Here is a 17,488-nt window from a genome sequence, read left to right on the forward strand (position 1 = left end):
AACGAGGATATGCACCCTATATAAAAAGAGCGCATGTAATCACTGCCCGAGCCCTATTGAGAAATCACTCGCTATGCTCATTAGTAGTCAATTAAAGTGATGTACTTGGTCGACATCAAATTTTGATAACCATGGAGAACTATTATCATGAACAAAAAACTTGGAATTTTAATCACCGCGCTGACCCTTTTCACCACTACTCATGTAATGGCTGAAAAGACCATACTAGCTGGTGGGTGTTTTTGGTGTATGGAGTCAGATTTTGAAAAATTAGAGGGTGTGAGTGATGTGGTCTCTGGCTTTTCAGGTGGCACAGCAAAAAACCCAACCTATAGCGGCAACCACCAAGGACACTACGAAGTAGTAGAAATCACTTATGATCCAAAACTAGTAAGCTACAAAGAACTACTAGATTACTATTGGGTTAATATAGACCCCTTTGATGCTAGAGGGCAATTTTGTGATAAAGGGCCAAGCTATCTAAGTGCTATTTTTGTAGCCAACGACGAGCAAAGAGCCATAGCTCAAGCCTCTAAAGAAGCTGTGGAAGCCGAATTTTCTTACTACAACGTCGTTACACCCATTTTAGATGCAGCAACCTTTTACCCTATTCAGGGCGCCGAAAGTTACCATCAAGATTATTATAAAAATAACCCAAAGCGTTATAAATACTACCGTTGGAGCTGTGGCCGGGATCAACGGTTAATAGAAATTTGGGGCGATAGAGCGATCCATTAATCGCCGTAACAAAAAAGGCCAGCATAAGCTGGCCTTTTTTATGAGCGAAAACCTAAGCTATACGCAATCCATATTCTTCACTGGCATCGGCCAGCCATAAAAAGAAGTAGTCTGAAAAACTACGGCGAATCACAAGATCTACAGAACCATCTTCCAACTTACACATAGTAGTGCCCGTTTTAGCGAAAGTGGTTTGTACCACCTTGCCTGCTGGAAAGTTAGACTCATGGCAGTCGTACACAGTAGATTTTTGCAAAAGCTGGGCTAAACCAGAGCCTGACAAATTCACCAAAGTTTGACCACTGCTCACATCAGTCACAGCTATGTGTTGATTGCCACCTTTGTCTGCCACAGCTTGGCGCAGGTCTGCCTCTACCTGGCCTTGCGTGCCACTGGCCACAATTAGCAGCCATTCATTAGGGCAAAGCCAATAAGCCACAAAGCCATTAACACGGACACTTGTATTAGGCTCAGTAGGCAATGCCATGCCCAATACAGAGGCTACAGCTGCCATAAAATCTGCATCTTGTGGATTGCCACGCAAGTTAAGGTGACCACGAAACTTATCTTCGGTCATTACCACGCCTGCATCAACAGCGTTGGTGTGTGCTACGTGGTGGTGCAATGGTGATTCCATCACATCTGTTGCAGCATTGTGTGTAGAGTTAGTCATTGTGATGATCTCCTTTTGGATCATAAAACACTGGGCTGCAAATTTGCGCAGCTAATACGCGGCCATCTGCTTGTGGGCAGTATACCGTTTGGCCCATACGCTCTGAGCCACTCTTTACAGTGCCCATGGCTATGCCGTGCCCTAAACATTCACTCCAATAGCTAGAAGTGACGTGGCCCATCATATCCATTGGAATAGGCTGATTAGGGTCCATTACAATTTGTGAGCCTTCTGGAATCACAACCGTAGGGTCAATAGGCTTCAAACCTACTAATTGCTTACGGTCTGCGCGTGCAGTGTCTGGACGAGTAAATGAACGCTCACCCAAGAAACTGAAGGATTTAGTTTTACTCACAGCCCAACCCATCAAACAGTCTTGAGGCGTCATAGAGCCATCAGTGTCTTGACCTGCAATAATGAAGCCCTTCTCTGCTCGTAATACGTGCATAGATTCGGTGCCATACGGTGTAATACCAAATTCTTCACCAGCTTCCATTAGCTTTTTCCACATGTAGTGGCCTTGGTCGGCGGGCACGTTCACCTCAAACGACAGCTCACCCGTAAAGGAAATACGGAAGATGCGGGCTTTAATGCCTGCCACCGTGCCTTCGCGGTAATCCATAAACTTCATGGCCTCAGCAGACAGGTCTACGTCTGTGCAAAGTTTTTCAAGCACTTTACGTGAGTTGGGACCGGCAAATGAACAGGTAGCCCACTGGTCTGTAACAGAAGTAAAGTAAACTTCTAGCTCTGGCCATTCTGTTTGATGCCATAATTCTAGCCAGCCTAATACTGCAGCTGCACCACCAGAGGTAGTTGTCATCAAAAAGTGCTGATCGCTTAAACACGCCGTCACACCATCATCAAAAATCATACCGTCTTCTTTAAGCATCAGACCATAGCGACATTTACCTGGCGCAAGCTTGCTCCATGCGTTGGTGTACACACGGTTAAGAAATTCACGGGCATCCTTACCTTGGATATCAATCTTACCCAAAGTGGAGGCATCTAATATGCCTACACTGTTGCGCACTGCCAAACATTCCCGGTTAAGGGTTTGCTGCATAGTTTCACCTTGCTGTGGGAAATACCAAGGGCGCTTCCACTGGCCTACGTTTTCAAACTCGGCCCCATTAGCTAAGTGCCATGGGTGCATGGCTGTATGACGAGCGGGGTCTAACAACACGCCAACATCACGACCACCAAGAGCACCAAAGGTAACTGGTGTGTAAGCTGGGCGGAATATAGTGGTGCCCGTTTGCGCGATAGACTTGTTTAACGCCTTAGCTACAATCGCCATGCCGTTCACGTTGCCTGTTTTACCTTGGTCTGTACCAAAGCCCATGGCTGTGTAACGCTTTACATGCTCAATGGATTGGAAACCTTCACGAGCAGCAAGCTCAATACCTGCAGCAGTCACATCATTCTGGAAATCTACAAACTGCTTTGGCGCACGGCTAATAGGTTTAGTGTGAGGTATTAAATATAATGCTTGAGCAGCACCTTCAGACTCATCGCCACAATCAAATACATGAGAAGACTCAACACCCACTGCAGCAGCACCTGCTTGCACACCTGCATTTAGCGCTTGAGATAGCTTGTAGTCACCAGTAACAGCGCCTGCTAAATGCTGGTTCTGAATACTTGGGCCAGGCACAAAACCTGCGATATCTTCTTGCCATACAGGGCGGCTACCTGTGTGACAACTTAAATGCACTACAGGGCTCCATCCACCAGCCACCGCTACAAGGTCACAGCTTAAGGTTTTACCTGGGCCTGTGAGGGTATCTCCTGCCGCATCTAATGGTGCAACAATAGCTCCAGTCACACGCTTGCTACCTTGCGCTTCTATGACGCTATGGCCTGTCATTATTTCAATGCCAGCCGCTTTAGCTTGTTGCACAAGGCGGCCATCTGGCGCATGCCTAGAGTCCACAACGGCTACAACAGTGCGGCCTGCAGCTTGAATATCTAGTGCAGTTTGATAACCAGAATCGTTGGTTGTCATTATTACACAGCGATTGCCAGGCACTACCGCATAGCGGTTAATGTAAGTAGACACAGAGTTGGCTAGCATAATGCCAGGCAAGTCGTTATTACCAAATACCAGTGGGCGCTCAATGGCTCCAGTGGCTAAAATCACTTGGTGAGCACGAATGCGATGTAAACGTTGGCGTGAGCCTGATGCTGACACAGGGCCAATATGATCTGTGCGGCTTTCTAAAGCACAAACAAAATTGTGATCATAATAACCAAATGCCGTGGTGCGAGGCATTACTAATACGTTACTCATGGCTTCAAGTTGAGCAGTAGCTTGCTCTGCCCAAGTAGCAGCATCGACACCATCTACTGTTTGGTTGTTAGCAAGTAAAGTGCCACCAAATTCGTTTTGTTCATCTACAATAATGACCCGCTTACCACTGCGTCCTGCTTCTAAAGCAGCAGTCAAGCCTGCAGGGCCTGCCCCTACTACCATCACGTCACAGTGTGCGTTTATTTTGTCATAAGTGTCTGGATCTGGCTCTAAAGAGAGCTTGCCAAAGCCTGCCGCTTTACGAATGAATTTTTCGTAAGTCATCCACATCTTTTGGGGGGCCATAAACGTCTTGTAGTAAAATCCTACAGGCATAAATTTGCCACCAATCTTGCCTACCCACTCCATTAGGTCAAACTCGGCACTAGGCCAACCATTGGTACTACCAGACACTAAGCCATCAAACAGCTCTACTTGTGTGGCACGTGGATTGGGCACTGCTGCATTGCCTGTGTGCAACTGCATTAGAGCGTTGGGCTCTTCTGCACCATGGCCTAAAATGCCACGTGCTCGGCTATATTTAAAACTACGCCCTACAATACCTACACCATTTGCCAGTAATGCAGAGGCTAAGGTGTCACCGTCAAAACCTTGAAAGGTTTTACCGTTAAAAGAAAAGCTCATTGGCTTAGACCGGTCAATACGGCCGCCTGTTGCTAAGCGGTTAACTTGGCTCATGAGGCTTCTCCTTGTTGAGCGGCTTTGGGCGCAGGTGTTGGCACTTGAGCTGTGACTGTTGGTAGCTCGCCCATTTTATAAGTTTCATGTATTTCATAGCTTTGGGTGTTACGTGTCACGTTAAAGTAACGTCGACAACCGGCCGCGTGATACCACATTTCATGGTGGATGCCACGAGGGTTAGAACGAAAGAATAAATAGTCTCCCCAAGCTTCATCAGAAATAGCAGCTGGGTCTTTTGGACGCTCAATGTGTGCTTCACCCGTGTAGGAATATTCTTCCTCTTCACGAGTTTCTTCACAATAAGGGCAGTAAATATGATGCATGTGTAAGTCTCCTTATTATTAAGAATTAGTGAGCAACGCCGGCAGCGCCGTGCTCGTCGATTAAGTGGCCGGTGTTAAAGCGGTCTAAACTAAACGGTGCAGCAAAAGGATGCGCTTCATCATGCGCCAAGGTGTGCGCAAATACATGGCCAGAGCCAGGCGTGGCTTTAAAGCCACCTGTGCCCCAACCGCAGTTGAAGTAAAGCCCTTTAACACTGGTTTTAGAAATAATAGGACATGCATCTGGGCAAGTGTCTACCACCCCTCCCCACGCGCGGTTCATACGCACACGGCTAAACATGGGGAATAATTCACAAATGGCTGACAAGGTATGCTCTACAATGTGGAAACTACCACGCTGGCCATAGCCATTGTAAGAGTCTGTACCTGCGCCAATCACTAGGTCGCCTTTGTCAGACTGACTCACATAGGCGTGTACCGCATTAGACATAACTACCGTATCGATAATAGGTTTCACAGGCTCAGACACTAAAGCTTGAAGCGGACGAGACTCAATAGGCAAACGCAAACCAACCATGGCTGCCATCACACCTGAGTTACCCGCAGTTACACACGCTACTTTCTTTGAGCCAATAAAGCCTTGAGTGGTTTGTACACCTACTACAGCACCTTCTTCGGTAATAATATCAGTTACTTCACACTGTTGAATAAGGTCAACGCCAAAGCTGTCCGCACCACGGGCAAAGCCCCATGCTACTGCATCATGACGGGCTACGCCGCCGGTGGCCTGCCAAGACGCGCCTAATACCGGATAACGGATGTCTTGCGAATCGTTAATCACAGGCACTATTTCTTTTACTTCAGCAGTGTTTAATACCACGCCGTCTATGCCATTTAAACGGTTCGCATTTACACGGCGCTCAATGTCGCGCATGTCTTGCAGGTTGTGGCCTAGGTTTAAAACACCACGCTGGCTAAACATTACGTTGTAGTTTAAATCTTGGCTTAGGTCTTTCCACAAATCTAAAGAATGATCATATAGCTTAGAAGCTTCATCCCAAAGATAATTAGAACGCACAATAGTGGTGTTTCGGGCGGTGTTACCACCACCTAAGTAGCCCTTTTCCAACACAGCAACATTGGTAATGCCATGCACTTTTGCCAAATAATACGCCGTAGCCAAACCATGGCCACCACCACCTACAATAATAACATCGTATTCTTTTTTGGGCTGCGGGCTGCGCCATGCTGCCTGCCAGTTTTCATGATGGCTAAGAGAGTGTTTAAAAAGGCTAAAGCCTGAATATTTTTTCATTGGTTCATCCGCTAATGTTCTTTGCAATGCTATGGAGGGCAGTACTGTCTGAATCTTATATCTAGGCGGTTATTGTGATCAAAGTTGGCCTTTACGTCTTATTCAATTGCGACCCAAAATGAAGTATGCAGATAAGCTCTTTAAAAGGTGAGAATCTAATCACAAAAATAAGCTTTAACCCCTGCTACATCTGCCTAAAAATAAAGTACAATCACACCATATAATGCAGTATTTTAGGTAATTAAAGCATGCAAGTTTTTGGCATTGTGGGTTGGAAAAATAACGGCAAAACCACCCTTGTAGAACGGCTCATTAAACATCTTACACAGATGGGTTATAAAGTGTCGTCTGTAAAACATGCTCACCACAATGTAGACATAGACGAGCCTGGCAGAGACAGCTATCGTCATCGTGCTGCAGGCGCCCATCAAACCTTATTATCCACAGATAAACGCTGGGCTTTAATGCATGATTATGAAAAGCTAGCCACGTCTGAACTAAGCACATTACTAAATTTATTTGAGCCTTGCGATTTGGTTATAGTAGAAGGCTATAAAGCCTCTGCACATGCAAAGATAGAAGCCGTTCTTGGGCCTGATAATCACAATTGCTTAGCAGCTACCATGCCTAACGTTGTGGCCGTGGCTACAAACCAAGATCACTTAAACATAGACCTACCTCAATTGGACATTAACAACATTGTTCAGGTGGCCGATTTTATATTACAGCACACAGGCTTAGTGAACGCATCCAGCACTAGCAACGACTGCTACAGTGCAGACCAACAACTATTACCAGCATCTTTGGTGTGGCAGCGTATGCAACAGGCTGTTGCCACTCAAATAGGCGACCAACAAAGCGCCCTTTTAGGTACCCAAATCTTAGCCCTTGGTAAATGTATCAACCGGCGCTTATCCCAAAATGTCACTTCCAAATACGATAGCCCTAGATTTGATAACGTGGCTGTAGATGGCTATGCCTTTAATCATGACCAGCTAAGCTGCACAAAGCATTTCACCTTGCCTCTTATGAGTAAAGAGGCCAATGCAGGTGGCAGTGCCAAAATCTCCTTGACCCGTGGCCACTGTATAAAAGTGCTTACAGGCGCAAGGATGCCAGTGGGTTGTGACACAGTAGTGATGCAAGAAGATGTGTCCATAAGCCAAGATGGTGTGGTTTTTCCAACTGATTGCAAAGCAGGATCAAATTGGCGCCCCCAAGGTGAAGATGTGAAAACAGGTGATGTCATCATCGCTAAAGGTCAACAAATAAGACCACAAGATATAGGCCTTGCTGCAGCCGCAGGTCAAGCAACCCTTGAGGTTTATCACAAGGTAAAGGTTGCGTTGTTCTCTACAGGCAACGAAGTGTATGAACTAGGACAAGAGCTGCCAGAAGATGGCATTTATGACGTCAATCGTCACCTGCTTAAAGCCCTACTTGAAAGTCTTCATTGTGAGGTGAGTGACCTTGGTATTTTGGCAGATGATTTTGACGTTGTTAAACATGCCATCAGTGCCGCCAGTCAAGATCACCAACTTATTATTACCTCTGGTGGCGCGTCTACCGGCAGCCATGACCATGTCGCTTTGGCACTTGCAGATATTGGGCAAGTGCACGGCTGGCGCTTAGCTATTAAACCAGGCAGACCACTGGCATTTGGCCAAGTGGGCAAAGCGTTATTTTTAGGTTTACCGGGCAACCCAGTAGCCAGTAATGTATGCACACTTATGTTTGGTCAGCCCCTCATTAGGGCCATAGGTGGCGGTGGCTGGCACCGGCCTAAAGCCTATGCGCAACCTCTGGGTTTTGATGTGAAGAAAAAAGTGGGTCGTAGAGAGTGGTTAAGGGTTTATCAGCAGGTGCAAGACAATGGCACCATCGTGCTTGCACGCAGTGCTTCCCATGGGTCTGGCATCCTTACTTCCATGACCTTCGCAGATGGTTTGGTAGAGATTGACGAAGCCACTGGCAACATACCCAAGGGCACACTAGTGAACTTCATACCCTTTGCTAGCTTTGGTATCGGTGATGCTTAGACTTTGGGCTTAATGAGTGTAATCAAGGCTGTGAATAACCACTAACAGTCGCGTAAAAGTCGGCCAAAGCCTGGAATGGCATCGTTTACACTTAATAAGCGCATAACATCCCATGCCATAGCTTGGTTGCTGGTGATCACCGTTTTTCCTGTGAGGTGCTCTAAGCGTTCAATAATGTCTATAGATCTAAGGGCACCGCAGCTGATAAATATAGTGTCAGCGTCTACCCTATCCAAGCTGTGTGCAAATTGAAGGATCGACTCAGGTGTAACTCGCACCATATCACTGTCTTTTTCGATTTGTAGCCCTTGTATATCCAGCACTTCAAACCCACTGGCTTCTATATAGACTTTCTCTAGGTTGTTTATCTCATCCAAATAGGGTGTTGCCACTACCAAACGTTTGGCATCTACGGCCTTAAGTGCTCGCAATACGCTGGTTATAATGCAGGTTTTATTGGCCTTTGGGGCTCCCTTGTGAAGCTCTGAAAAAACCTTATCCTCCCCCACTACAAGACTACCCGAGGTGCAGGCATAAGTGATTACATCAAGGCTACCGTCTGGCAAGATCACTTTTGCAGCCTCCCCTAAACCGCTAGCAAGCTCAGTTAAACTGGCAATCGTGATGCTATCGGGGATCGCCACTCTGGAAAAATGCAGTCCCACGCTATCAGGTATGATTTGGTACATGTCATCTGCAACTGTTTGCTCAGTAGCTAGCAGCACAAAGCCTGCCTTGCCACGCCAGTGTCGACCTGCATCAAAGGTTATCTTTACCCCATTAGTACTGATCATAATGTTCTCCAACAAATATTAAAGCCCTTGGCAATCTTGTAAGTAAGGCAAACGTTTTTGAGCAATTTTGACACTTTCTAGTGTCGCTTCTGCCACTATTAAAGCTTCTTTACTGCCTGCTCTAGCGACCACTTCCCCAAGGGGCGAGGCTATAAAGCTTTCACCTAAAAAGGCCATACTGCTTTGTTCACCGCTGCTTTGTTCACCGCTGCTTTCTTCACCACAATAATTAGCATAAACAAAATACACGCCATTTTCATAACCACGCGTTGGCATCATCTGCTGAGCTACCCAGCCCCACTGGCTGCCTAGCGCTGTAGGCACCAGTATAATATCGGCACCTTTTAAGGCCAGCTTTCGGGTAAGCTCTGGAAACTCTGCGTCATAACAAATAAGCATACCGATGTTGAAACCACGCCAACTAAATAAGCCATCATGCTCACCTTTGGTAAAGTAAGTTGCTTCAAAACCTGGAGGTAATAGGCGCTTTCTATAATGACCTAGCACTTCACCGTGGGGGCCTATGCATTGGGCCGCATTATAAAGAACATTGCCTTGTCGCTGCGCAAAGCCATAGTGAATGGCTATTTGATACCTTTTAGCTAAGGCTATAATGGCTGTTGCAGTAGGGCCATCTGCCGTTTCTGCAAGCTGCTCTACTAACTGCCCAGTGTGGTAACCACTAGTAAACAATTCAGGCAAAACCAAAAGCTCCACACCTTGGCTTTTGGCCAACTGTAGCTGCTGCTCTAGCCATTGCAACCGTGCAGACCCATAAGATCGAGCAGCATCTACTTGAGCTACTGCAATAATAAGCGTTGTATTAGCCATTAGCTGTTAGTTACAAGCAACTGACGTGGGTATTGGGTAAGGTATTCACAGCCCGTTTGCGTTACTACAATAGAGTCACCGATGCGCCCTGCAGTTTCACCATCAATAGAAATACCACCATCTACTGCAAAGGTCATGCCCGCTTGTAAAATAGTTTTGTCACCATGCTTAAGCTCTGGCGCTTCTAAATAAGCTACGCCAATAGAGCGGCCTGTGCGATAGCCTGTTTCATAGCCGCGCTTTTGATACACCGCATTGGCTGCTGCAGCCACTTGCTGCGCACTCACGCCTGGCTTTATGGCCGCAATAGCGGCTTGCTGTGCCTCTATGGCTGCCAGTTGAACTTGCGCTGCTTGGTCGGTGACTTCACCAATGTGAAACATACGATCAAAGCCCAATTTATATTGCTTAAACTGGGCCATATTACAAAAACAAAAGTACACAGGGTCTGCCCTTTTATAGGTACGAACACTAGCGCGCCGATGCACCATAGAGGTGTCACTACCACTTTGTAAAATTTGTAAATTATGGATCATAGGGGATACAAACTGATCCCAACCTGTGTCGGTAAGAAAGCCTGCTGCTTTTTTGGTGCCTGCATTAATCACTGCCAAAGCCGATTCATATTCAGGCACACCTTCTGCCAAAGATTCATGAGCAGCTTGCATCATGGCGCCTGCAATAATGCCTGTTTGGCTCATAATTTCTATTTCTAAGGCAGACTTAATAATGCGTTGTTTGCCTAATACAGGGGCAATATCACATAAAGGCACGGCAGCAAAATCTTGGTCTAAATAATTGCGCACTATAGCAGGCACAGTAGACAGCTCTAGCCAAATAGACTCAGGCCTTGGACCTAATATAGCGCCTAAAATTTTGGCCAAAGCGGCTTGCCAGCTATTACTACCAAAATCTTCCCATACTCTTATGTCTTCCACCCAGGTCATGGCGCCTACCATTTCAGACTCCATTAATGGAGTGATCACCGTGGGGGCACCTACCGCAGGCACTACCAACATGGTGGGGCGGCCAAACTCAATGCCAAGGTAGCCCCAAAAGCCAGCTAAATAGGCAATAGAGCTTTCATCAGTAAATAGGGCAAACGGAATATTTTGAGTTTGCATCTGCGATTGCAGTGCAATGGTGCGTGCTTTGGCTTGTGCTAACATGGCAACTTCTCTGGCAAAAACCTGAGTGTAACCCGATATTCTAATGCTGTACACAGCTAAAATTTAATGCTTTAGTAGGTCAATAATACGGGCAATATAATTGCGTTTAATGTAACCCAACGCAACCACATCTTGGCGTTGTGCGGTGTCAATAAGGTCTTTGAGTTCATCAACTAAAGCCACCACCTCACTGGCCCAAAATTGAGGCATTTTTTGATACCAAACGCGACTCGTTTGGTAATAATACAAATCATAGAGCTGCCTTAAAGCCGAGTTACCTATGACCTGACAAACAAGCCCATGTAACTGATGGTTTATGCGTGCTAGCGCTAGCACTTCAATTGCATCAGGTGACAAACATTTGGCCTGCACTAATAAAGCTTGTAGGTCATCCACTAAGGCCATGGGTAAAACCCGTACGCCCATACTCCCAATGAGCTCAGCTATTTTAAGTCGCATTTCATACACATCTTCTAGCAACTCAAAATTCGCTTCTGTCACTATAGTGCCTACACCATTTTTACTGGTGACTAAACCTTCAAACTCTAGCCGTTTTATAGCTTCACGCACTGGCGTGCGACTACAGCCAAATTCTTGCGCTAGTTGAGACTCTCTAAGCACTGATAACGGGAGATATTCCAACAAGCAAATGCGCTCTCGCATAAGGTGATGAATTGAGTCTATTCGCTCACGGGCGGTGAGATTGTCTAGCAAACTAATCATGGGTAAGTAGCGTATTTGTTGCTTCCAACTGCTGCTCACCCAAGGCGATATCTTGGGGAGTATTAACATTGAAAAATGGATTAGCAGCTAACTCATCAAAGGGCACATCGGCCACACCATAGGGTGCAGTAAAACGGTCTACTTTGCGTAAATCATCTTCTACCAAGGCTTTATACAAATCATCAAATAAATCGATAGGCCATAAGCCAAACACTGGCTGAGTGCGGCCTTGGTAACTTGCACAGGCCAAACGTTTTTCCTGAAACTGCATCATATCTACCATGCGAGTCACATAATCTTTTGGAAAAAATGGGGTATCTGCGGCCATAGTAATGATGTGTGTGACATTGGGTTGATTTTGCTTTACCCAAGCCATGGCAGACACTACACCAGCTAATGGGCCTGCAAAGTCTGGCACAATATCAGCTTGTACTGGCAAATCAAATGCTGCAAAACGTTTTGGGTCTCCATTGGCATTAATGATGACCGTATTTAACTGAGCACAAGAAGACTCTACAACATAGTCTAAAATTTTACGCCCCCCAATGAGCAGCAGCGATTTGTCACCACCACCCATGCGCCGCGCCAAACCACCGGCTAAAATAACACCTACTATTTGGTTAGCTTCAATCTGCATTTTTACGGCCTACGCCTTTAGGTTCATCATTAACTTCATTAACGTCAATGTCATAAATGAGTCTTTCATACCCTGCCAAGGCCACAAATTTACGCCCCTTTGCTCTACCTATTAGGGTTAAACCTGCTTTTTGAGCTAAATCTACGCCCCAAGCGGTAAAACCAGAGCGCGAAATTAAGATAGGAATACGCATTTGCACCGTTTTAATCACCATCTCAGAGGTAAGCCTGCCGGTAGTATAAAAACATTTATCTTCTGGGCTAATGTTGTGCTTAAACATGTAACCTGCAATTTTATCAATGGCATTATGACGCCCTACATCTTCCATATACACCAAAGGCTGGGCTTGGTGACACAATACACAGCCGTGAATGGCACCCGCTTTTTGGTAAATACTAGGGGTGGTATTGATAATACGAGACAACTGATACAACCAACTGGTGCGAATCTGTGTATTTTTGGCAAGATTAATAGTATCAAACTTTTCCATAATATCGCCAAACACGGTACCTTGGGCACAGCCAGAGGTGCGTACCTTCTTTTTTAGCTTGTCTTCGTAGTTGGTTTCTCTTTGAGTGCGCACTATTGCTACTTCTAGCTCTTCATCGTAATCAACCCCTGTGACTACATCATCAGGGCGAAGCATGTTTTGGTTGAGCAAAAAACCCAAAGCCAAATACTCTGGATGATCACCTAGTGTCATTAAGGTAACAATCTCTTGTTTGTTTAAATACACCGTAAGGCCACGTTCTGTAACTACATCCACTTCTACTTGGGAACCGGTGTGGTCTGTGCCTGTAACGTGGCTAGTAAGATTGTCATCTTGCGTGTTTGGGTATATGAGGTAACCAGAAAGGTCTGCAATTTTCATGGGTTGGCCTGTTTATTTTGTTTGGTTATCCACCGGTCTAGCTTATTAGCAAAGGTTTGTCTGTCGGTATGGTTCATAGCTGCCTGCCCACCTGTTTGCACGCCACTGTTTCGTAAATTTTCCATAAAATCACGCATGCTTAGCCTTTGGCGTATGGTTTCTTTGGTATAGGCCTCACCACGGTGACTAAGGGCTTGTGCCCCCTTTTCTACCACTTCTGCCGCCAAGGGGATGTCGGAGGTAATCACTAAGTCACCTGCCACCACACGTTTTACTATTTCATTATCTGCCACATCAAAACCAGAGCCTACCTGCACCATGCTAATCACTTTAGACGCAGGTGTAGCGATGTATTGATTAGCCACTAAGATGGTGGGTATTTGCGCACGCTCTGCGGCGCGAAATAAGATCTCTTTTATGACGCCTGGGCAGGCATCGGCATCAACCCAAATTGGCATATTAAAAACTAACTTGATGAATTAAAAGTCTATTGTGCATGAATGTACAAATAAGAACCAGAGCTTAGCCTGCTCAATAGTTATGCCACTGCACAAATCTTAAATGAACACCCTTATTTTAAAATATTGAGCATTAAAAAAAAGGCAACTTATTTTTGTATAAATATACTAATATAAGCTACAATAGGTGAGTAATGTACTTTTACGTTATTAATAGATTGTCTGTATAGATCAAGTAGATTTCATCAGCCTAATTAACCACCCAATACTCAATTACATACTGGAGCAATTTTATGCTAAAAACGCCTTATATCGTGGCTGTAAGTGTTGCACTTATGGCAACTGCCCACACCGCCCACGCACAAGAACAAGATAAATACTATGCAAAACTAGGTGCTAATCTAAGCTTGAGCCCATCTGTTAAGCCTTCTGGTGTATCAAAAATGCTTGCTAAGTCTGGCGTAATGCCTGAAGTCACCTTTGGTTTTAATTTAGATGATGGTTTGGCTGTGGAATTAAGCTACCAAAAAGCTGGAGGCGCATTAAAGGAGACGGGGATGACTGGTGATTTGGTATTTGAATCCGTTATAGTCAAGGCCATCTACCAACTAGACGTAGAGAATACAGCCATGTATAACCCCTATTTGGGGCTTGGCCTTGGAACTACCACCACCAAAATATCCAACTTTAGTGGCTCATCCACCAGTGTACAAGCAACCTTGGGTAACCGCTTTGAATTTGATCAAGGCTGGTTTGGTGATTTATCCGCCAACTACACCCATGTTGGTTCGGCTACTCTCAAATATTTAGAATACACTCAAGAAACTGACGCCTCTAGCCTAAGTTCTGTTAGCTTTGCGATCGGTAAGTCTTTTTAAGAATTAAGCTCTAGCCTTAATCTGCCTAACGCAGTTTAAACATTAAAAAAGCCCCTGTAGCTTGCGCTGCAGGGGCTTTTTATGGCTAGTGGCTCAAGCCTAAACAACGCGCTGAATACGCGATGTTCAAATCTAATCCCAGTTCAACACAACCTTGCCACTAGTGCCTGCTGCCATGGATGCAAAGCCCTGTTCAAAGTCTTTAATATTAAACTGATGGGTGAGAATGGGCGCTATATTAAGGCCTGATTGCAACATAGCTGCAGCCTTGTACCAGGTTTCGTACATTTCTCGACCATAGACCCCCTTAATAGTGAGACTTTTAAATATAACTTGCCCCCAATCAATAGCAACTTCGCCATTTAAAATGCCTAACATGGCTATTTTACCACCATGATTCATGTGCTTTACCATTTGCTTAAAAGCGGACTCTACGCCAGACATTTCCAAACCCACGTCAAACCCCTCTTGTATATTAAGCTCAGTCATAACTTTGGCCATATCTTCATGTGCCACATTCACGCTTCTAGTTGCGCCCATCGATTGCGCTAACTTTAAACGGTGGGGATTAATATCAGTCACTACCACTTGGCGCGCACCCACATGGCGGGCAATTGCAGCAGCCATTAGGCCAATGGGGCCAGCACCAGTAATGAGCACATCTTCACCTACAAGATCAAAACTAAGCGCCGTATGCACTGCATTGCCTAACGGGTCAAAGATGGATGCATGTTGGTCATCAATGTTATCAGGCACTACAAAAACATTGTCCACAGGTAAGCTTAGGTACTTAGCAAAAGCACCTGCTCGATTTACCCCAACTCCCACTGTTAGGATGCATAAGTGACGACGACCAGCACGGCAATTTCTACAATGACCACAGGTAATATGGCCTTCTCCTGAAACTCTTTGGCCAATATGATGTGCCTTGACTTGGTTACCCATAGCCACAATATGCCCTACAAATTCATGACCTACTACCATGCCCAGTGGAATAGTGGCTTGCGCCCAGTCGTCCCAGTTGTAAATGTGCATATCAGTGCCACAAATTGCTGTGTGGCTTATTTTAATCATCACATCGTGATCTCCCATACTAGGTATGGGCATGTCCATTAACCATAAACCAGGTCGGTCATACTGTTTTACTAAAGCAGGCATAGCACCACTTTTTTCTAGCTTATTGGTGGTCATTGAATGACTCCTAAATCGCGGCCTACTTGAGCAAACGTTTGTATGGCTTGATCGATTTGTGAACGACTCAAAGCAGCTGACATTTGAGTGCGGATGCGCGCTTGGCCTTGTGGTACCACTGGAAAACTAAAACTCACTACATATATACCCAGAGCTTGCATACGTTTGGCAAATTCTGCTGCTAACACTGCATCGCCTAATAGCACTGGAATAATGGCATGATCTGCACCTAGCAAGTTAAAACCTAGGCCTTTCATACTTTCACGGAAATAGTTTGAGTTTTGCCACAGTTGCTGCCTCAACTCAGGTTCTTTAGTCACTAGTTCTAGAGCTTTTAGAGTAGCTGCGCAAATGGCAGGGGCTAACGAATTAGAAAAAAGATAAGGTCTTGATCGCTGTTTTAACCAAGCCACCACGGCTTTACTAGCCACTACGTAACCACCAGAAGCACCGCCCAAAGCCTTACCAAAAGTGCCAGTCATAATGCTCACTCGCCCCATAACCTCACAATGTTCATGGGTGCCTCTACCACGCCCACCCACGATTCCTACCGCATGAGAATCATCAACCATCACCAAGGCATCATAGCGTTGGGCTAAATCACATATGGCTGCTAAATTAGCCAAGCTACCGTCCATGGAAAACACTCCATCTGTCACCACCAAACGCGTGCGTGCGCCAGCGCAGGCCTGTAGCTGTTGCTCTAAAGATTGCATATCGTTATTGGTATAGCGCAAACGTTGCGCCTTGCACAATCTCACCCCGTCAATAATGCTAGCGTGGTTGAGGCTGTCACTGATGATGGCATCCTGTGCATCCAAAAGAGTCTCAAATAAGCCTGTATTAGCATCGAAACAAGAAGAATAAAGAATGGCATCTTCAAAGCCTAAAAACTCTGCTATGCGCTGCTCTAATTGTTGATGTAGGGTTTGTGTGCCACAAATAAAACGCACCGAGGCCATACCAAACCCATGACAATCTAAAGCTAGCTTGGCAGCCTCAACTAAGTCTGGGTGATTGGCTAAGCCTAAATAATTATTAGCACACAAGTTAATTGCACTGCGCCCTTTTTCGTCAGTGATGCAGGCTTGTTGGGGTGAGGTGAGTGCAAGCTCATGTTTGAACAAGCCCTGTTCATGCAATGCCTCAAGCTGCTTTTGCAAACGAGCATTTAAAGTTAATACAGAATTAGTCATAGGTTTCATCTTAAATAAATAGGTTTAGTAATTGTGAGCTTTATCATTACTAAGTTGGCGGTACGCAATAATGCAATGAAATATTGCCTCACTTTGTCCTGGGTTGAAGTAACTGTGGCTTTGATCTGCACAAAAACGCAAACAATCTAGTGGCTGAAGCACATAGCTGTCACCGTCAACGTTTACTTCTAGTTCACCCTGAATCAAACACACTAACTCAATTACGCCTTCTGCATGGGCTTCAGATTGATAGTGGTTTCCTGCTTCTACACGAGCTATTTGCACATCAAAAGTGCATTGTTCTTGCATATCAAGCATAGCGTGAGCCAAAAAGTTTCCGTCAGGGCTGCTAATATCTGCTTGCTGGGTAAACCGGCTCACTTGGGGTGGGGTATCATGACTAAGTAGACTAGAAAAAGGCACACCTAAACCATTGGCGATTTTCCAAATGACCGACAAGGTAGGGTTACCCTCACCCCGTTCAATGTTGCCTAGTGTGAGCTTATTAACTCCTACTTTTGCAGCAAGCGCTTCCAAGGATTTGCCTTGTTGTTGACGCACCTTACGTAACCGCAGGCCCATGCGTTGGCCCGCCAACTTAAACCCTGCCTGCGTAGTAGGCTTTAACATACAGATTACCTTTTATAGATCATTAAAAACGATCACTCATTGTATATTATAATTATACAAATGCAT

Annotated in this window: 17 protein-coding genes; 3 read left to right on the forward strand and 14 right to left on the reverse strand. The window is 45.4% G+C overall.

What is annotated here, in order from left to right; translation table 11 throughout:
* Window positions 1-147 precede the first annotated feature (147 nt).
* Complete coding sequence (msrA, locus tag ABXT42_RS07985) at window positions 148-738, forward strand: peptide-methionine (S)-S-oxide reductase MsrA (protein ID WP_443627622.1); 591 nt, start codon at window positions 148-150, stop codon at window positions 736-738.
* Window positions 739-790: 52 nt separating this feature from the next.
* On the opposite strand, the gene ABXT42_RS07990 is transcribed toward msrA, so the two are convergent.
* From ABXT42_RS07990 to ABXT42_RS08005, 4 genes are read right to left on the reverse strand one after another with little or no spacing between them, the layout of a single operon-like run.
* On the reverse strand, window positions 791-1,411 hold the full coding sequence (locus ABXT42_RS07990; protein ID WP_443627623.1) for a sarcosine oxidase subunit gamma: 621 nt from the start codon (window positions 1,409-1,411) through the stop codon (window positions 791-793).
* Window positions 1,404-4,403, reverse strand: a complete 3,000-nt coding sequence (locus ABXT42_RS07995) for a sarcosine oxidase subunit alpha (protein WP_443627624.1) — start codon at window positions 4,401-4,403, stop codon at window positions 1,404-1,406. Before ABXT42_RS07995 ends, ABXT42_RS07990 begins: the two co-directional genes overlap by 8 nt.
* A complete protein-coding gene (locus ABXT42_RS08000) occupies window positions 4,400-4,729 on the reverse strand; it encodes a sarcosine oxidase subunit delta (RefSeq protein WP_443627625.1) in 330 nt (109 codons plus the stop codon). Before ABXT42_RS08000 ends, ABXT42_RS07995 begins: the two co-directional genes overlap by 4 nt.
* A gap of 25 nt (window positions 4,730-4,754) precedes the next feature.
* Window positions 4,755-6,005, reverse strand: coding sequence for a sarcosine oxidase subunit beta family protein (locus ABXT42_RS08005; RefSeq protein WP_443627626.1), 1,251 nt, complete (start codon window positions 6,003-6,005; stop codon window positions 4,755-4,757).
* Between the two features lie 248 nt (window positions 6,006-6,253).
* Between ABXT42_RS08005 and ABXT42_RS08010 the strand changes: the two genes are divergently transcribed.
* A complete protein-coding gene (locus ABXT42_RS08010) occupies window positions 6,254-8,044 on the forward strand; it encodes a bifunctional molybdopterin-guanine dinucleotide biosynthesis adaptor protein MobB/molybdopterin molybdotransferase MoeA (protein WP_443627627.1) in 1,791 nt (596 codons plus the stop codon).
* A 41-nt stretch (window positions 8,045-8,085) separates the two neighbouring features.
* On the opposite strand, the gene ABXT42_RS08015 is transcribed toward ABXT42_RS08010, so the two are convergent.
* From ABXT42_RS08015 to ABXT42_RS08045, 7 genes are all read right to left on the reverse strand, one after another.
* Window positions 8,086-8,838, reverse strand: coding sequence for a maleate cis-trans isomerase family protein (locus tag ABXT42_RS08015; RefSeq protein WP_443627628.1), 753 nt, complete (start codon window positions 8,836-8,838; stop codon window positions 8,086-8,088).
* An 18-nt stretch (window positions 8,839-8,856) separates the two neighbouring features.
* Window positions 8,857-9,669 (reverse strand): carbon-nitrogen hydrolase family protein, encoded by an 813-nt coding sequence (locus ABXT42_RS08020; protein WP_443627629.1) that lies wholly within the window; start codon window positions 9,667-9,669, stop codon window positions 8,857-8,859.
* On the reverse strand, window positions 9,669-10,838 hold the full coding sequence (locus ABXT42_RS08025) for a M24 family metallopeptidase (protein ID WP_443627630.1): 1,170 nt from the start codon (window positions 10,836-10,838) through the stop codon (window positions 9,669-9,671). Before ABXT42_RS08025 ends, ABXT42_RS08020 begins: the two co-directional genes overlap by 1 nt.
* 63 nt (window positions 10,839-10,901) lie before the next feature.
* The gene (locus tag ABXT42_RS08030) at window positions 10,902-11,600 is read right to left on the reverse strand and encodes a GntR family transcriptional regulator (RefSeq protein WP_443627631.1); all 699 of its coding nucleotides are present in this window, start codon (window positions 11,598-11,600) and stop codon (window positions 10,902-10,904) included.
* Entirely contained in the window at window positions 11,554-12,198 is a 645-nt protein-coding gene (gene mobA / locus ABXT42_RS08035; protein WP_443627632.1) for a molybdenum cofactor guanylyltransferase MobA, read from the reverse strand. The genes ABXT42_RS08030 and mobA overlap by 47 nt, the downstream gene beginning before the upstream one ends.
* Window positions 12,188-13,069, reverse strand: a complete 882-nt coding sequence (locus ABXT42_RS08040) for a formate dehydrogenase accessory sulfurtransferase FdhD (protein ID WP_443627633.1) — start codon at window positions 13,067-13,069, stop codon at window positions 12,188-12,190. Before ABXT42_RS08040 ends, mobA begins: the two co-directional genes overlap by 11 nt.
* A complete protein-coding gene (locus ABXT42_RS08045; RefSeq protein WP_443627634.1) occupies window positions 13,066-13,527 on the reverse strand; it encodes a YaiI/YqxD family protein in 462 nt (153 codons plus the stop codon). Before ABXT42_RS08045 ends, ABXT42_RS08040 begins: the two co-directional genes overlap by 4 nt.
* Before the next feature lie 293 nt (window positions 13,528-13,820).
* On the opposite strand from ABXT42_RS08045, the gene ABXT42_RS08050 reads away from it, so the two are divergent.
* The gene (locus ABXT42_RS08050) at window positions 13,821-14,405 is read left to right on the forward strand and encodes an outer membrane beta-barrel protein (RefSeq protein WP_443627635.1); all 585 of its coding nucleotides are present in this window, start codon (window positions 13,821-13,823) and stop codon (window positions 14,403-14,405) included.
* Between the two features lie 132 nt (window positions 14,406-14,537).
* On the opposite strand, the gene tdh is transcribed toward ABXT42_RS08050, so the two are convergent.
* Genes tdh through ABXT42_RS08065 form a run of 3 tightly spaced genes read right to left on the reverse strand, consistent with a single transcriptional unit; the run spans window position 14,538 to window position 17,422 of the window.
* Window positions 14,538-15,563, reverse strand: a complete 1,026-nt coding sequence (tdh, locus tag ABXT42_RS08055) for an L-threonine 3-dehydrogenase (protein ID WP_443629463.1) — start codon at window positions 15,561-15,563, stop codon at window positions 14,538-14,540.
* Window positions 15,564-15,592: 29 nt separating this feature from the next.
* Window positions 15,593-16,792 (reverse strand): glycine C-acetyltransferase, encoded by a 1,200-nt coding sequence (locus tag ABXT42_RS08060; protein ID WP_443627636.1) that lies wholly within the window; start codon window positions 16,790-16,792, stop codon window positions 15,593-15,595.
* Window positions 16,793-16,816: 24 nt separating this feature from the next.
* Entirely contained in the window at window positions 16,817-17,422 is a 606-nt protein-coding gene (locus ABXT42_RS08065; protein ID WP_443627637.1) for a helix-turn-helix domain-containing protein, read from the reverse strand.
* Between the last annotated feature and the right edge of the window lie 66 nt (window positions 17,423-17,488).

The organism is Candidatus Njordibacter sp. Uisw_002, assembly GCF_047730155.1.
In the GTDB taxonomy this organism is placed as follows: domain Bacteria; phylum Pseudomonadota; class Gammaproteobacteria; order Pseudomonadales; family Balneatricaceae; genus Njordibacter.

Bases quoted from the DNA above. Each gene is read 5' to 3' on its own strand.
- tdh (WP_443629463.1), bottom strand. From the start codon at position 15,563: ATGCCTGCTTTAGTAAAACAGTATGACCGACCTGGTTTATGGTTAATG.
- msrA (WP_443627622.1), top strand. From the start codon at position 148: ATGAACAAAAAACTTGGAATTTTAATCACCGCGCTGACCCTTTTCACC.
- ABXT42_RS08040 (WP_443627633.1), bottom strand. From the start codon at position 13,069: ATGAAAATTGCAGACCTTTCTGGTTACCTCATATACCCAAACACGCAA.
- ABXT42_RS08050 (WP_443627635.1), top strand. From the start codon at position 13,821: ATGCTAAAAACGCCTTATATCGTGGCTGTAAGTGTTGCACTTATGGCA.
- ABXT42_RS08045 (WP_443627634.1), bottom strand. From the start codon at position 13,527: ATGCCAATTTGGGTTGATGCCGATGCCTGCCCAGGCGTCATAAAAGAG.
- ABXT42_RS08010 (WP_443627627.1), top strand. From the start codon at position 6,254: ATGCAAGTTTTTGGCATTGTGGGTTGGAAAAATAACGGCAAAACCACC.
- ABXT42_RS08020 (WP_443627629.1), bottom strand. From the start codon at position 9,669: ATGGCTAATACAACGCTTATTATTGCAGTAGCTCAAGTAGATGCTGCT.
- ABXT42_RS08025 (WP_443627630.1), bottom strand. From the start codon at position 10,838: ATGTTAGCACAAGCCAAAGCACGCACCATTGCACTGCAATCGCAGATG.
- ABXT42_RS07995 (WP_443627624.1), bottom strand. From the start codon at position 4,403: ATGAGCCAAGTTAACCGCTTAGCAACAGGCGGCCGTATTGACCGGTCT.
- ABXT42_RS08060 (WP_443627636.1), bottom strand. From the start codon at position 16,792: ATGACTAATTCTGTATTAACTTTAAATGCTCGTTTGCAAAAGCAGCTT.
- ABXT42_RS08015 (WP_443627628.1), bottom strand. From the start codon at position 8,838: ATGATCAGTACTAATGGGGTAAAGATAACCTTTGATGCAGGTCGACAC.
- ABXT42_RS07990 (WP_443627623.1), bottom strand. From the start codon at position 1,411: ATGACTAACTCTACACACAATGCTGCAACAGATGTGATGGAATCACCA.
- ABXT42_RS08000 (WP_443627625.1), bottom strand. From the start codon at position 4,729: ATGCATCATATTTACTGCCCTTATTGTGAAGAAACTCGTGAAGAGGAA.
- mobA (WP_443627632.1), bottom strand. From the start codon at position 12,198: ATGCAGATTGAAGCTAACCAAATAGTAGGTGTTATTTTAGCCGGTGGT.
- ABXT42_RS08005 (WP_443627626.1), bottom strand. From the start codon at position 6,005: ATGAAAAAATATTCAGGCTTTAGCCTTTTTAAACACTCTCTTAGCCAT.
- ABXT42_RS08065 (WP_443627637.1), bottom strand. From the start codon at position 17,422: ATGTTAAAGCCTACTACGCAGGCAGGGTTTAAGTTGGCGGGCCAACGC.